Origin of the sequence: Mesorhizobium prunaredense (genome assembly GCF_900156895.1) — a bacterium.
Classification (GTDB): Bacteria; Pseudomonadota; Alphaproteobacteria; order Rhizobiales; family Rhizobiaceae; genus Mesorhizobium; species Mesorhizobium prunaredense.
This window is the reverse complement of sequence record NZ_FTPD01000001.1, coordinates 355432-369273: the sequence shown is the minus strand read 5'-3', so window position 1 is coordinate 369273 and position 13842 is coordinate 355432. Positions and strand designations below refer to the sequence as shown.

At 59.1% G+C, this 13842-nt stretch carries 12 protein-coding genes; 4 read left to right on the top strand and 8 right to left on the bottom strand.

Annotation, left to right across the window (positions count from 1 at the left end):
• On the bottom strand, positions 1 to 1239 hold the full coding sequence (locus BQ8794_RS01825; RefSeq protein WP_077372487.1) for an aromatic ring-hydroxylating oxygenase subunit alpha: 1239 nt from the start codon (positions 1237 to 1239) through the stop codon (positions 1 to 3).
• Positions 1240 to 1396: 157 nt separating this feature from the next.
• Here BQ8794_RS01825 and BQ8794_RS01820 point away from each other — a divergent pair, with 157 nt between their 5' ends.
• The gene (locus tag BQ8794_RS01820; protein ID WP_077372216.1) at positions 1397 to 2275 is read left to right on the top strand and encodes a LysR family transcriptional regulator; all 879 of its coding nucleotides are present in this window, start codon (positions 1397 to 1399) and stop codon (positions 2273 to 2275) included.
• Between the two features lie 38 nt (positions 2276 to 2313).
• Here the strand turns inward: BQ8794_RS01820 and BQ8794_RS01815 are convergent, their stop codons facing one another.
• Entirely contained in the window at positions 2314 to 3327 is a 1014-nt protein-coding gene (locus BQ8794_RS01815) for an isopenicillin N synthase family dioxygenase (RefSeq protein WP_077372214.1), read from the bottom strand.
• A gap of 249 nt (positions 3328 to 3576) precedes the next feature.
• Entirely contained in the window at positions 3577 to 4488 is a 912-nt protein-coding gene (locus BQ8794_RS01810) for a LysR substrate-binding domain-containing protein (protein ID WP_077372484.1), read from the bottom strand.
• A gap of 407 nt (positions 4489 to 4895) precedes the next feature.
• On the opposite strand from BQ8794_RS01810, the gene BQ8794_RS01805 reads away from it, so the two are divergent.
• From BQ8794_RS01805 to BQ8794_RS01795, 3 genes are read left to right on the top strand one after another with little or no spacing between them, the layout of a single operon-like run.
• Complete coding sequence (locus BQ8794_RS01805; protein WP_077372211.1) at positions 4896 to 6446, top strand: trimethylamine methyltransferase family protein; 1551 nt, start codon at positions 4896 to 4898, stop codon at positions 6444 to 6446.
• An 8-nt stretch (positions 6447 to 6454) separates the two neighbouring features.
• Positions 6455 to 7564: a mandelate racemase/muconate lactonizing enzyme family protein gene (locus BQ8794_RS01800; RefSeq protein ID WP_077372208.1), complete on the top strand. Its 1110-nt coding sequence runs from the start codon at positions 6455 to 6457 to the stop codon at positions 7562 to 7564.
• Complete coding sequence (locus BQ8794_RS01795) at positions 7564 to 8625, top strand: GlxA family transcriptional regulator (RefSeq protein WP_077372206.1); 1062 nt, start codon at positions 7564 to 7566, stop codon at positions 8623 to 8625. Before BQ8794_RS01800 ends, BQ8794_RS01795 begins: the two co-directional genes overlap by 1 nt.
• Positions 8626 to 8811: 186 nt before the next feature.
• Here BQ8794_RS01795 and BQ8794_RS01790 read toward each other — a convergent pair whose 3' ends face one another.
• From BQ8794_RS01790 to proX, 5 genes are all read right to left on the bottom strand, one after another.
• Positions 8812 to 9927, bottom strand: a complete 1116-nt coding sequence (locus tag BQ8794_RS01790) for a mandelate racemase/muconate lactonizing enzyme family protein (RefSeq protein ID WP_077372203.1) — start codon at positions 9925 to 9927, stop codon at positions 8812 to 8814.
• Between the two features lie 10 nt (positions 9928 to 9937).
• Positions 9938 to 11062 (bottom strand): alcohol dehydrogenase family protein, encoded by a 1125-nt coding sequence (locus tag BQ8794_RS01785; RefSeq protein WP_077372201.1) that lies wholly within the window; start codon positions 11060 to 11062, stop codon positions 9938 to 9940.
• 66 nt (positions 11063 to 11128) lie between these two features.
• Positions 11129 to 11866 (bottom strand): SDR family NAD(P)-dependent oxidoreductase, encoded by a 738-nt coding sequence (locus tag BQ8794_RS01780; RefSeq protein ID WP_077372198.1) that lies wholly within the window; start codon positions 11864 to 11866, stop codon positions 11129 to 11131.
• Entirely contained in the window at positions 11863 to 12630 is a 768-nt protein-coding gene (locus tag BQ8794_RS01775; protein WP_244554821.1) for an SDR family NAD(P)-dependent oxidoreductase, read from the bottom strand. The genes BQ8794_RS01780 and BQ8794_RS01775 overlap by 4 nt, the downstream gene beginning before the upstream one ends.
• A gap of 216 nt (positions 12631 to 12846) precedes the next feature.
• The gene (gene proX / locus BQ8794_RS01770; RefSeq protein ID WP_143744424.1) at positions 12847 to 13833 is read right to left on the bottom strand and encodes a glycine betaine/L-proline ABC transporter substrate-binding protein ProX; all 987 of its coding nucleotides are present in this window, start codon (positions 13831 to 13833) and stop codon (positions 12847 to 12849) included.
• Positions 13834 to 13842 lie beyond the last annotated feature (9 nt).

Genomic DNA, 13842 nt, shown 5'->3' with positions numbered 1-13842 from the left:
TCACTCCGCCGCCAATCGCATCGAGGTCTGAGAGCGCTCAAGCCAGTTCGCATACCAATCGACGAATTGGGTCACACCGCTTTCCTGAACCGGCGAATATGGTCCGGGAACATAGGCAGGAGAGAAGATCCCTTGCTGGTTGGTCTCGACGATCTCACGGTCTTCATCATTGGTAGAAATCCAGACCTCGGTCAGGCGCTTGAGGTCGTAGTCGAGCCCTTCGACGGCGTCTTTGTTCACCAGCCAGGTGGTGGCGACCTCGGTTTCCGTGGCGCTGATTGGCGTGACTCGGAAGGTCAAGGAGTGATCCGGCAGGAAGTGGCTCCAGGTCGTTGGATAATGGAACATCAACAGCGAGCCTGCTTCGGGCAGAGCCACCCGGCCAAGATTCTTGTGAACGGCAGCCTTGCCGTCGAGCGTGTAGCTCACCGCCTTTTGCTGCAGCGGCATCCGCGCCAGGCGAAATTGGCCGCTGCCGCCAAGACGGAACTGCGCAGGCGCGCCTGAGGCTTCGCAACGGTCAAAATGCGCCTGAAGGGTCGCCGAGACCGACCCGTCGGCAGACACTCCGGCCACTTCTGGGTCGAGCGAGAAGGAGCGGCAAAGCGACGGGTGGTTGCTGCTGCAGTGGTAGCATTCGCGGTTGTTTTCCCACACAAGCTTCCAGTTGGCCTTCTCGACGATGGTCGACGTATGCGCGACCTTCGCATTGTTGAGGTCATGGACCTCTAGGTAGGGAAGGGCCAGGTCGGCAAACGGTTCGAAGTCTGGGGGCGTAGCGGACAGACAGACGTAGATCAGGCCGGCAAGATTGCGCAGATGGACCGGCTTCAGCCCGTGTTTGGACATGTCGAAGTCGGGCCCCATGTCATTTGCCCAGATGAGCTTGCCGTCAAGCTCATAGGTCCACTGGTGATAGGGGCATACCAGTTTGGCCACTTGGCCTTCGCGCGCCTTGCAAATCATCGAGCCGCGATGGCGGCAGGAATTGTGGAAGGCGCGGATTTCACCATCGCGGGCGCGCACGATGACCACCTCATACGCACCCACGCGCATCGTCACGTAGCTACCAGCTTTCGCAAGCTGGCATGCCGGGGCCGCGTAGAGCCATTCCTGGTAGAAGATGTGCTCGAGATCGAGCTGGTAAATCGTCGGTGACGTGTAAAAGGGCTGCTCAAGGGCATAGCCCGAGATGCGGCGCGCTAGCAACTCTTGGATCGAGGGCGAAGGGGCGTTCATGCGGAATTCCATAGTGGCGTGCACATTTGGGATGAAATTTTCTTGCCTGAACGCCTTTTGCGCAATAGCACTAATTTTCAGCACGGTTTAGTTCAGCTAATGTCTTGCACGCCGAAGAGCCATCCATGAGCCAAAAAGCGGGTCCGAAGAGGCGTTGATGCCAAGACCGTACGATCTCTCCTCGGTGACGGCTCTCATCTGCTTCGAGGCAGCCGCCCGAAATGCGAGTTTCAAAAACGCCGCCCAGGAATTGAATGTGACGCCCGCGGCGATCAGCCACCAGATCAAGGCGCTTGAGGGTGACTTGGGATGCAACCTGTTCCTGCGCATGAGCCGCGGCGTCGAATTGACCGAGAAAGGGGCGTTCTTGTTCGTTGCCGTGCAGCGCGGGCTTGAGACGATTTCCGACGCCGTCACTCACATGCGCGATCGCCCGGAAACCGCTGACGTGACCATCCGGACAACGACGGCCGTCAGTTCGCTGTGGCTTACACCGAAGATCTCAGCCTTCTGGAAAAGCCATCCCACCGTCACCGTGTCGCAGATCGTCAGCGACGTGCCCGCAACAGCGATCCGCTGTGATCTAAGCATTCAATACGGAGATGCGCAGGAAAGTCCTGAGGAGCGTCACAAACTTTTTCAAGATCGCATTGTCGCGCTTGGAACTCCAAAATTCGCCGCCGAGCACGGCATTGGCCGAGTTGAGGATCTGCTCAGGGCGCCTTTGATTCATATGAACAACGAGGAAACCGACTGGACGAACTGGCCGGAGTGGTTTCAAGCGCTTGGACACACCATCCCAAAAGGCCGCAGGTTTAGCGTGAACAACTACATGATTGCCCTCCAAGCCGCTCAGGATGATATCGGGGCGGTCTTGGGGTGGGATGGATTGGTCAAAAGCCTGATGGAACAGGGCCGGCTGGTCACACTTGTACCCGACAACATTCCCTCACCCAGGGGATTTTATCTGAAAATCCATCCCAGGGCAGGTTCGAAAGCGCGGCTTTTTGCGAGCTGGCTCGCCAAAAGCTCTTGAGCAGCTTCACTCTTGCTCGCTGACTTTTTCGGGCGGCTTCACATCACTGCGCTCGCTTGTGCCTTGGCCAAGTGGGCGTAGCTTGCTGCGAAACGCCCGAATTTGTGCTCGCCACAAGTCACTGGCTTATAGCGACGCGGATTGCTGTCCGTAACGCAGGACGCCAGCGGTTCGATGATTGCATCGAAATCAGCATCGATAAAGAACGGGATCGAATAGCGCTCCCGCCCAGTGGTGTTGACCACGCGATGCATGTTCGCCAGATAGACATCGTTGGTGAGCCGCTGGATCAGGTCGCCAATGTTGATGACGAAGGTGCCGTGGATGGGTGTGCCCTCTACCCAGTCGCCGTCTCGGTTCATGACCTGCAGACCGCCGACGTCGTCCTGCGCCAGGATGGTCAGATTGCCATAGTCCGTGTGCGCACCGATACCGATGATGTTTTCCCCGACATAGCCACCCTGCGGAGGGTAGTGGAGAAGGCGCTGGATGCTGATCGGGTCGCGCATCAGATTCTCGAAATGATTTTCCTGCAACTCCAGACTGAGAGCGATGCCCTTCAACAGTGTTTTCGCGAGGACGACCATTTTCTGATGGTATGCGTATGTCAGCTCGGAAAACTCGGGCAGAGTTGAGGGCCACTGGTTGGAGCCAAAAAATGGACCCTCCAGGGTCGAGCGTTCAGGGCCGATGTCAAAGCATTCTTTGAGGTCTTTCGTCTTGCTTGGATCGGTGTTTTCCCCGAATGGCTCGATGTATCCGCGCAGCGCTACATCCGATTTGCTTACATGCAGTTCCATCTTCTGCGGCATGGGCAAATCAAAAAACCGGCGACTCACATCGAACACCGAATTGACGAATTCATGGGGAATGCCGTGGTTCTTGACGTACATGAAACCAGTGTTCGACAGCGCCCAACGTATCTGCTTGGCCACTGCCTGCTTATTGCTGCCATCGAGAAGGGGCGCGATATCGACCACCGGAATCTTGTCGAAGCTTTCGCGCTTCGCACGCAGCTTGTCGTCCAGTCTGGCAACGAGATCTATAGACATTGAACACCTTGGTTGATGGAGGGAGACGGGCCGACCTTGGCCCATTCGTTCCAATCCCCTCAACTGCAATAATATTGCTGTCGGATTACTTCTAATAACCTGGCGTCACCGGTGCGGACGGCACGGACAATCCGATCCTGATGGATTCCGGCATCTCAAACTGATCGTGCCTAAGACAGGTTGGCGACGAAGACGCCAAGTTCGCCGAGCAATACGGCGGCACGAGGAGCGCTTAGGGGCGGAAAAGCTCTAGCTGTCTCGTTCTCGCGCAGCGATTTCTCGTATCCAGCTTCGCAGGATTTCGGCAGCGGGCGAAAGCATGCGGTTATCGTTCCAGGTGAGATAGTAGCTGCCTGGCGCCAGGAGTTCGAGTTCGGTCAGCCTGACCAGTTTGCCTTCCTCGATCTGTGACGTCACGAGGCGATGCCAGCCCACGGCAACGCCCTGGTCGGCCTGAGCCGCTTGCATGGCTACAAAGAATTTGCCGAACCGGCGGCCGCGGGTCGGACCGTGGGGCACGGCCGCGCGACGCAATACCTCGTCCCAGCCCGCCCAGTTTGGGTCAACCCAGTCAACATGCAGCAAGGGAAGATCCGGCAAGGATGCTGCCGTCGCGTCTCGATGCACTTTGGCAAACTCCGCCCCGCAGACCGGATAGATGGTTTCGCTGAAAAGGAGCTCGGCATTCTCGTCAGGCCAGGAGCCGAACCCGTATCGGATGCGCAACTCCACCTCGGCCCTTCGATAGTCACGCGGATTGTCGGAAATCAGATGATCGACTGCAATCTCGCCGTGGCGAGTCCAGAAATCGGGCATACGCGGTATCAGCCACATTGTCGCAAAGGCGTCAGAACAGGCGAGCGTGACGTTCTTGGAGCGATCGCCGCGCTTGACGGTGCGGACAATTTCGGCTGCGCGCGAAAAGCCGCTCGCCAGAACGCCGTAAAGCTCCTCGCCGGCGCTCGTCAGCATCACCCCTGAGCCCAGCCTCACAAACAGCTGGACGCCAAGTTCGTCCTCGACCGCCTTGACCTGCCTGCTGACCGCCCCGGGAGTCACATTCAGCTCTGCGGCCGCCAGTTTGAACGACAAGTGCCTGGCGGAAGCTTCGAAGACGGCGAGAGCTGTCAGGGATGGCAGGTCGTAATATCGGCGGACCATCTTGAGCTCCAAACACTCCTAAACCGCGCGGCGCAGCGATTTCGGCGAGACGCGAAACGTCGGCAGGTCGTTGTGATCTTTGCGATGCATACACCAGATCGCATCTGGCGAAAGCTGGTGCTGTCGGGACTGCAGGCATTTTCATGCGAAATATGCCGACCGTCGCAACTCAGCAAGGTTGGACTTCTGCAGGGGCGGGAATGATTTACGGGCCAGCTTTCAGTCATTGAGCTGCGTTTCCCATAACGACGCTGATTGGATCAATCGTGACCGAGGAGGCGAGCCACGGACTTCCGCACATAAGTCAACACGCGCGTGAGACTTTTGCAGTAGGTCAAATCGGCGGGTTGCAGCAATAGTCGCGCGCGGCCCGGCTGCGGCCCGCATGTTCCTTTTTGGAGGCCCGCATGACCATTGAAGCGCAAGTCTCTCGAAGGGGAGGACGCGATGCGCGCCGGATCATTCGGACAGCGCCCAAAGTGGAGATGCTGCCGACGCTCAAGCGTGGGCTACCCGTAATCGAGCCCATGGATGCAGAGCAGGTAGAACGTATTCACGAAGCGTCGCTGGCGATCCTGGAAGAGGTCGGGGTGGTGTTCCGCGACCCGATCGCTCTTGAGGACTGGAAGAGAGCAGGCGCCGACGTTCGCGGTGAGCGAGTCCATCTGGATCGCGCGCTGGTGATGGATTTGATCAAAACAATTCCGCCCGACATTGAGTATTTCGCTCGCAACCCTGCGAAAAACGTACAGCTGGGCGGCCCGAATTCGATCTTCGTTCCGATGACCGGTGCGCCTTACATGCGCGACCTTGACGACGTGCGTCGTGGCCCGACCATTGCCGACTTGGGGACCTTCCACAAGCTGGCGCACATGATGCCGGCGCTGCACTCATCGGCACACCACATCGTCGAGCCGATGGATATCGTCGTAGCGCATCGACATCTGCACATAACCTACTCGTCGATGAAGCATTCCGACAAGATCTTCATGGGAATGACCACCTCGCCCAAGAACGCCGAGGACGTGCTCGATATGTGCGAGATTCTTTTCGGCGAAGGCTTCATGGAAACGCATGCGGTCACGACCGGAAACTGCAACGGCAATTCTCCGCTCGTGTGGGACCAGGTGATGCTCGGCGCCATGCGGGCATTCTGCCGGCGCAACCAGCCGGTGCTGTGCTCGCCATTCGTGCTTGGCGGCGCGAACACGCCCGCGTCGACGGCCGCGGCGGTGGCGCAGCTGAATGCCGAGGCGCTTTCTGCACTCGCCTATACGCAAGTGATCCGCAAAGGCTGCCCGGCCATCTACGGGCATTACCTGTCGACGGTCTCCATGCAGTCCGGCGCTCCCATGGCTGGAACGCCCGAGATATCATTGATGAACTTTATGATCGGCCAGATGGCGCGACGCTACAACGTCCCGTGGCGCACATCGAACTTGCTTGGCGGCGCCAAGATTTTCGATGCTCAAGCTGGCTACGAAAGCGCCATGACAATGATGGCGGTGCTGATGTCAGGCGCCAACTACATCTGGCACTCGGCGGGCTGGAACGAAGCCGGGATGCATTGTTCCATCGCCAAGTTCGTCGTCGATGCCGAGGTTTGTGCCATGGGCTATCGCATGACCCAAGGTATCCAGTGGGGTGATTTTGACGAGGCTTTGGCCGCAGTCCGTGACGTCGGACCAGGTGGCCACTATCTCGGACATCCGCATACCCAGGCCAACTTCGAACGCGCATTTTTCATACCAAAGCTCTTCGATAACAATTCGATCGAGCAATGGAAGGTCGACGGGGCAAAGGACATAAAGCAAAGGGCGCTCGACCACGCGAAGCACCTTTTGGGAGAGTACCAGGAGCCCACGCTGGACCAGGCCAAAGATGAAGAACTGCGCGTCTATATCGATCGACGCTCTCGCGAGATCCCGGCGGTTGACGCGCTCAACGAAGACCATTGAGGCACGTCATGCGCATCAACAGAATCAATGTCTACACGGTCCAGCTTCCCACCAAGGGTGGCGCCTATAAGATGGCGAGCACCGAAGTCCACTCATTGGACAGCACACTTGTCGAGGTTGTGACGGATGACGGCATCACTGGATGGGGCGAAACCTGCCCCGTCGGACCAGTCTATCAACCCCATCACGCGCTGGGGGCTCGGGCCGCGATAGCCGAGATCGCGCCAGGCCTGATTGGAGAGTCGACCCAGTCACCGCGTCTTCTGGCCAAGCGGATGGATGAGAGACTGAATGGGCACAACTACGCCAAGGCCGCGTTCGACATAGCGTGCCTCGACCTCATCGGCCAGCGTCTTGGCGTGCCAGTGTCGACGTTGCTGGGCGGAGCCCTTACAGACCGCGTGCCGTCTTACTACTCCCTGATTGTGGGCTCTCCGGATGAAACCGCTCGTATCGCGGCCGACAAGGTCAAGGCGGGCTACCCGCGACTCCAGATCAAGATCGGTGGTCGCAACCTGGAAAAGGACGCAGCGACCGTGCATAAGGTCTGGGAGGCCGTGGGCCTCAAGGCAAGCATAGCTGTGGACGGCAATCGAGGTCTATCCGTACCGTCTGCCCTTCACTTAGATCGGCTTTGCCAAAACATCCCGTTCGTGTTCGAGCAGCCCTGCAACAGCATGGAAGAGAACGCCACTCTCCGGGGCAGGCTTACCCATCCCATCTATCTGGACGAGAGTACCGAAGACCTGAATGCAGTATTGCGGGCCATCTCATCGGGGATTGCGGATGGGTTTGGCTTCAAAGTCACGCGTCTAGGCGGACTGACCAAAATGATGACGGCTCGCGACATGTGCTCCATCCGGTCGCTGCCGCACACCTGCGACGACGCATGGGGCGGAGATGTGATCGCGGCCGCCTGCGTGCATCTCGCCGCGACGGTCGACCCGCGGCGCTTTGATGGAGCGTGGATCGCACAGGAATATATCGAAGGTCACTACGACAATACGAACCCCGTGGTCATAGAAAACGGTCATATCGCCGTGCCGCAGCGACCGGGCCTTGGGGTGAAGCCCGAAGCCGGCGTCTTTGGCGTCCCGGTAGCGAGCTATAGTTGCTGATGAACGCTCCGGCCCGCATTCACGAAACCAGCAGCCCCGTCTACCCTGACGCGGCGCTTCAGGTGTCGGGGAAGCCGCATGACATTGCCGTGCTCGTATTGCCGGGATTTTCGCATCTGGCGCTTCACGCCTATCTCGAACCTTTCCGCATAGCCAACACGGTTTCGCGGCTTCCTCTTTTCCGCTGGCGGATTGCGGGGATCGACGGCCAGGCAATCGTAGGCGTCAACGGGCTCTCGATACCGGTGGATGTGACTGTCGAGGAATTGGCGGCAGGCCCGTCCTATGATTGCAGGTTGAACCAGCTCGCCGTCGTGGCGGGTGAACCGGTCGAGAGGCAGCTGACGCCTCAATTGAACGCTTTCCTGCGGCTGATGGCGCGGCGCGGAGTATCGATGTCGGCGATCGGCACAGCGACGTGGCTGCTCGCCCAGACGGGCCTGCTCACGGATACCCGTTGCACCATTCATTGGTCACGGCTCGCGGCTTTTTCTGAGGTTTTTCACAAGCCCCGCATCCGTGATTCCCTGTTCGTCAAGGATGGCCAATATTCAACCTGCGCCGGTGAATTGGCGGCGTTCGACCTCGCGGTGCATCTCATCGCAAGTCACGCCGGCGCCTACATCGCCCAGGAAGTCTGCCGTCATGCGACGGTAGAGGGCCAGCGCTCCGGTTCGAACCGCCAGACGGGTCCTTCAGGTCTTGCGTTTGCAGGCGTCAGCGACAAGCTGGCGATGGCGATGTGCATTATGGAAGAGAATGTGGAAATTCCGCTGTCGATGGGCGACGTTGCGGATCGGGTTGGGATTTCCCGCCGGCAGCTTGAACGTCTGTTCGCAGTTCACATAGGTCAACCACCGGCTCGTCACTACCTCCGGATCAGGGTCGACCACGCCAAGCGCCTGATCGAAGGCACGCGAATGCCCATCATAGACATTGCTGTTGCCTGCGGGTTTATGTCAGCGTCGCATTTTGCCAAATGCTTCCGCATCATCAATGGCTTTTCGCCACAGCAGTGCCGGATAATGGTGCCGGCCTGGGTCGGGCCGGGGCTAGGTTGAGAAGCTCAGCTGCAGCGTGACCGTCCTAGACGCGAAATGTCAGGAACACGGTTGTTTGCGCAGCCACGCGAGGCCAAGCGCCCAGGCGATGCTGTAGAGCTTGGCCAGAGGCCTCAATATTGTGGTTGCACGGCGCCGATGCTGGTCATGCACGTGTTTGCAACCGGCACGACCTACACCGCTCAATCAAGAATAAGTTGCAACTGGAGCGCCCAGGACGTCCAGGCGCGGAGTAATGCCTAGTCCAGGCGCGTCAGGCGCGACGACACGCCCTTCAGTTACCTCGAAGTCGCCGTCTGCCACCTTTGTAGTCACCATATCTCGACATTCCAGAATGCATCGAAGATTCTTTTCGGGAACGGTCTGCCCAAGATGCACTATGCCCGCGAACGCGATATCCGATCCTACAGTGTCTTGAACGCTGACCGTATAGCCCGCTGCGAGGCAGATGTCTCTGTGGCGACGACCTTTGGTGAGACCGCCATTCTTGGAAATCTTGAGGCCAATACCGTCTGCCGCATCGTCGGCAATTATCTGGACGATAGACGCGTCGTTCGTCGCGAGCTCATCGAAAATTATCGGAACGTCAGTCCTTCGACGCAGCGAGACACACTCGCGCCACGTCGCGCAGGGGGCCTCCAAGACAAAGTCGAGACCTTGCGGTAGCAATCGCAACATTCTCAGGGCGGTCTCCACCGTCATGCCGCCATTGGCATCCACGAGAAAGAACTCGCCTGGTTTCTTGTCAGCCATCGAAGCCGCGATGCGTTCGGCGTCGATGGCCGGATCGTCGCCGACCTTGACGGAGTGCCCGATATAACCCTTCGCTCGGTGTTCCGCGACGCGCCTCCGCATCTCATCGGGATCACCCACATAGATCGATGAGATGATCGGCATGCGGACGCTCGTCCGGCCGCCTAGCAACTCGCAAACTGGCATTTCGACGGACTTTCCGAAGATGTCCCAGCACGCGATGTCGAGCGCTGTCTTCGCATGTTCGTGGCCGACCAGCGCAAAGTCCATCGCCTCGTTGATGCGGTCGACTCGCCGCGGATCGAGACCTATCAGACTGGGCGCAATCTCGGCGATTCCTGAGCGGACACCCAGCGCGTGGGCCGCGACATAGGTCGAACCCCACGGCGTGCTTTCGCCCCATCCCTCTATGCCGGTGTTCGTGGTCACCCGGACGATCGTCGCATCGAAGCTGCGGTATTCTCGCCCACCCGAAAGGAGGTAAACGCCGCCAGAATAGGGAAGGTTGACTTGGAAGACGTCGATTTTCTGAATCTTGAGGTTTTGCATTTTGGCGCTTTCACCTGGGTATGACGAGGACCAGCTTGCCGCTGATTTTCTTGGACAGGAAATCCTCCTGCGCCTGGACAATGTCTTCCAATCGATAGGTCTTGCCGACGTGCGGCTGTATTTCGCCGCTCTCGATGTAAGACACGAGGTTTTCGAAGACGATGTCCTCCTGGAATGTGCAGCCAAAGAAGCTCAGATCCTTGAGATAGAGCGTGCGGACATCAAGCTCGACAATCGGTCCGGCGATCGCACCGGCGACGGCATAGCGTCCGCCGCGTCGCAATGCGTCCAACAGCTGCGGAAATTGCGGGCCTGCCGCGACGTCGATGACAACATCGATCGAGTCCTTTCCTATGACGTCGACGAGGCTCTCGTCACGCGCCAAGACGCGATCAGCACCCAATTGGCGTACCGTGGCGGCCTTGCTTTGACCTGCAACCGCGATGACGATGGCCCCACGCCGTTTTGCCAACTGGACCGCAGCAGACCCGACGCCACCGGAGGCGCCCGTGATAAGCACAGTCTGGCCAGCCCTCACGTCTGCCCGATGCAACATGCCTTCGGCGGTCGAATAGGCACAAGGCACCGCAGCCAATTCCACGTCGCTCCAGTCGCAGTCGACCTTGAACGTCTCACGCGATGGCGCTTTCGCGTATTGCGCGAAGGCGCCATCGCATTCCGACCCAAATGTCCAGCATTCCCAAGGTCGATAGTCCACATAGGTACGAAGCAAATTCCGCACGATAACCCGTTCGCCGATCCGCCCATCATCGACACCTTCTCCAACGGACACGATGTAGCCACAGCAATCAGCGCCTTGGATGCGAGGGAAGGACAACGCCATGCCTGTCCAACTCGCGTCGTCATCCTCCGACGATTCAAATCCGGAGGAGCCGCCCTCCGAAGTTCCGCTCCTCACTCCTTTGGAATACCATCCGATCCGGGTATTGATGTCGGTGTTGTTAATCGCAGCCGCAGCCACCTTTATGAGAACCTCGCCCGGGCCCGGCTGTGGAACCGAGAGGTTGCTTTTGAATTGCAGCTTGTCGAAGCCGCCATGTCCGGTCAGCACTACGCCCGACATGGTCGTTGGAATGCGGATTGATGGCGACAATTTCGCGGCCTTTCTGTTCATGCTCGTTGTCGTAAAGGGGTAAGATCCGGCAGACGGCGGCTGGCGCGAGATCGGCCGGGTGACTGTTCATTGTGGTAGACTAAGCTTCGCCATTCGGCCGCCGTCGATGGTCCAAACCTGACCTGTCACAAACGACGATTCGTCCGAGGCCAGCCAAGCCACCAGACTTGCGACCTCTTCGGGCTTGCCGGTGCGTCCCACCGGATGAATTTTGCCGATATCCCGGCGGAACCCTGCCGGATCGGGCATGCTTTCTATGAATTCAACGTTGAGATCAGTGTCGATCCAGCCTGGCGCAACGGCATTGCATCGGACACCTTCGGCACTGTGGTCGACCGCTACCGCGCGGGTCAGACCGTTAATTCCAGCCTTGGAAGCGCAATAGGCAGCGTGTCTCGGGTTGGAGCCGAGCCCCTCTATCGAGCCAATATTGACGATCGTCCCGCCAACCGCTCGCAGATGCGGCAGTGCTGCCTTGATCATGGCAAATGGTGTTGTCAGATTGACCGTTATCGTCCGCTGCCAGTCCTCGAGGCTCGTGTCCTCCACGAGTGCTTCTTGCATCATGCCGGCGTTGTTTACCAGAACATCGAGCCGTCCGGCACGGCCGGCAACTGACTGCACAGCGCCAGACGCCGCGAACGGGTCGGTGAAATCAACGGCTATCCCTTCGCACTCGTGGTCCTCGCCGCGTTGTGCCGTGAATACCCGCGCGCCCTCGTCTCGCAACCGGCGTGCAATGGCCAGACCGATGCCGCTGCGACCACCTGTGACAAGTGCGACCTTTCCTGCGAACCTGTTCATCCCACGGGCTTTCCGCCGTTGACCTCAACCAGCGAGCCGCACATATAGCGGGCGGCGTCGGAGGCAAGAAACAGGACCACCGCAGCAATATCCTCCGGCTCCGCAATCCGGCCAATCGGAACGGTCTTTCCCAGTTCGGCAACCGCCGTGTCCGGGTCGAAGCCGCGTTTGATAAAGCCTGTTCGAAGCATCGGCGTGTTGACCTCGTTGGGGCACACGGCATTGACCCGAATGTTCTGATGGGCGTGGTCCATGCCCATGCACTGGGTCAACGAGGCCACGGCTGCCTTCGTCATGCAGTATACGGCGTGGTTCGGACCCGGCCGAACGCCCCAGCATGACGACACGTTGACGATCGCGCCGCCACCTCGATCCGCCATGATAGGAATGGCGCCCCGGCACACACGAAAAGGCGCTTCTACATTCACGCCGAGCGACAAGGCCCAGTCGGCGTCCGTTGTGTTGGCTACCGAGCCCCGCGTGATCACGCCGGCGTTGTTGACCAAGATGTCCAGGCCGCCCAGTGCCGCAAATGCGGCTGCGGACAAACTGTCCGCATAGCTTGCATCAAGCAGGTCGCCGGGCAAATGCGCCTCGGCGTCCACGCCCGCCACGTCGCGATCTGCGACGGCGACCCTGACGCCTTCAGCTCGCAGCTGTTTGACGATCGCCGCTCCGATGCCGCCGGCGGCACCTGTCACCAGGGCCGTCTTTCCCCTGAAATAACTCATCAGTTCTTCCTGCTCAATTTCAATTAGGGTCAATCCTGGCTACCCGGAGCGAATGGCGATGTAGGCCTGTATCGCTCTAGACATGCCAAGCCGGTGAACGAGCTCCGAATCGCTGGTCCGCGCTCGATGCCCATGATGTCGCCCCGCCAAGACGGCTATTTCGCTGCTGCGGTGAGATCGCGCCTATGGCGGCGGGCGAGGGGCAAAATAAGTTGCGGGGCGCTGCCTGGAGCGCCCCGCTGTCGACAATTATTTCACCGTTTCGCGAGCCGCTTTGAGCCAGCCGTCGTATGCATCGCGGTGGGCCGCGATCCAGGTCTCGACATGCTTGTCGATGTCGACGGAGTTCTTTTCACCGTCGGCGATCAATTTGTTCTCAGCCGAGATGTCTTTGATGTCGATCTTCGCGAGCTCAAACAGCTTGGCCGCCGCCGGATTGGCCTTAAGGAAATCGTTGCGAGCAACAATCCGCAGGCTGTCCACCGCGAAGCCCAGATTCTTGCCATCAAACTCGGTGTTCGCTTTGGCACCATCGGGCAGGGAAGTGTAAGGCACGCTCAGCCATTCCACGTCCTTGCCAGGAACCAGCGCGCCCGAGACCCAATAGGGCGTCCATGTGTAGTAGAGGACGGACTTAGCGTTCTTGGCGCGTGCGATCGTATCGGCGATGATCGCGTTGTATTCGCCCTGATTGTGGGTGACCGTGTCACGAAGCTTATACTCGGTCAATTGATGCTCGATCACGCGTTCGCATCCCCAGCCGGGCACGCAGCCGGCGAGGTCGGCCTTGCCATCGCCTTCCTCGTCGAACATAGCAGCGATCTTGGGGTCTTTGAGGTCGCCCAGATTCTTGACCCCGGCGTCGTAGCTCTTCTTGTCGACCAGATAGCCCTGGAGGGCGCCTTCGACCAAGGTGCCTACTTTGTTTATCTTCTCCGGTCCACCCGCTTCTTTGAAGAATGCTTCATGCAGCTGATCCCAGCTGTCGGTGAAAAAATCGGCGTCACCCGTGCCAACGGCGAGATGCGCGGTCTGGGCGATGACCTCCTGCGGTTCGGCAACGGCATAGCCAAGGTCCTGGAGCGCGCGGAAGATGATCCGCGCCTGGAACATTTCCTCGATCGCTGGTTGTATCACCGGCCGGACGGTAACGCCTTCGCCTGGCTTGTCCTTGGCAAAGAGTGGACTTGCGGTAAGCGATAGGACGATCGCTGTAGTCACAGAAAAGAGTTTCATGCGCTTTCT

Excerpts from the sequence above, each read along its gene's own strand:
- BQ8794_RS01825 (WP_077372487.1), bottom strand. The coding sequence starts at position 1,239 with ATGAACGCCCCTTCGCCCTCGATCCAAGAGTTGCTAGCGCGCCGCATC.
- BQ8794_RS01820 (WP_077372216.1), top strand. The coding sequence starts at position 1,397 with ATGCCAAGACCGTACGATCTCTCCTCGGTGACGGCTCTCATCTGCTTC.
- BQ8794_RS01815 (WP_077372214.1), bottom strand. The coding sequence starts at position 3,327 with ATGTCTATAGATCTCGTTGCCAGACTGGACGACAAGCTGCGTGCGAAG.
- BQ8794_RS01810 (WP_077372484.1), bottom strand. The coding sequence starts at position 4,488 with ATGGTCCGCCGATATTACGACCTGCCATCCCTGACAGCTCTCGCCGTC.
- BQ8794_RS01805 (WP_077372211.1), top strand. The coding sequence starts at position 4,896 with ATGACCATTGAAGCGCAAGTCTCTCGAAGGGGAGGACGCGATGCGCGC.
- BQ8794_RS01800 (WP_077372208.1), top strand. The coding sequence starts at position 6,455 with ATGCGCATCAACAGAATCAATGTCTACACGGTCCAGCTTCCCACCAAG.
- BQ8794_RS01795 (WP_077372206.1), top strand. The coding sequence starts at position 7,564 with ATGAACGCTCCGGCCCGCATTCACGAAACCAGCAGCCCCGTCTACCCT.
- BQ8794_RS01790 (WP_077372203.1), bottom strand. The coding sequence starts at position 9,927 with ATGCAAAACCTCAAGATTCAGAAAATCGACGTCTTCCAAGTCAACCTT.
- BQ8794_RS01785 (WP_077372201.1), bottom strand. The coding sequence starts at position 11,062 with ATGAACAGAAAGGCCGCGAAATTGTCGCCATCAATCCGCATTCCAACG.
- BQ8794_RS01780 (WP_077372198.1), bottom strand. The coding sequence starts at position 11,866 with ATGAACAGGTTCGCAGGAAAGGTCGCACTTGTCACAGGTGGTCGCAGC.
- proX (WP_143744424.1), bottom strand. The coding sequence starts at position 13,833 with ATGAAACTCTTTTCTGTGACTACAGCGATCGTCCTATCGCTTACCGCA.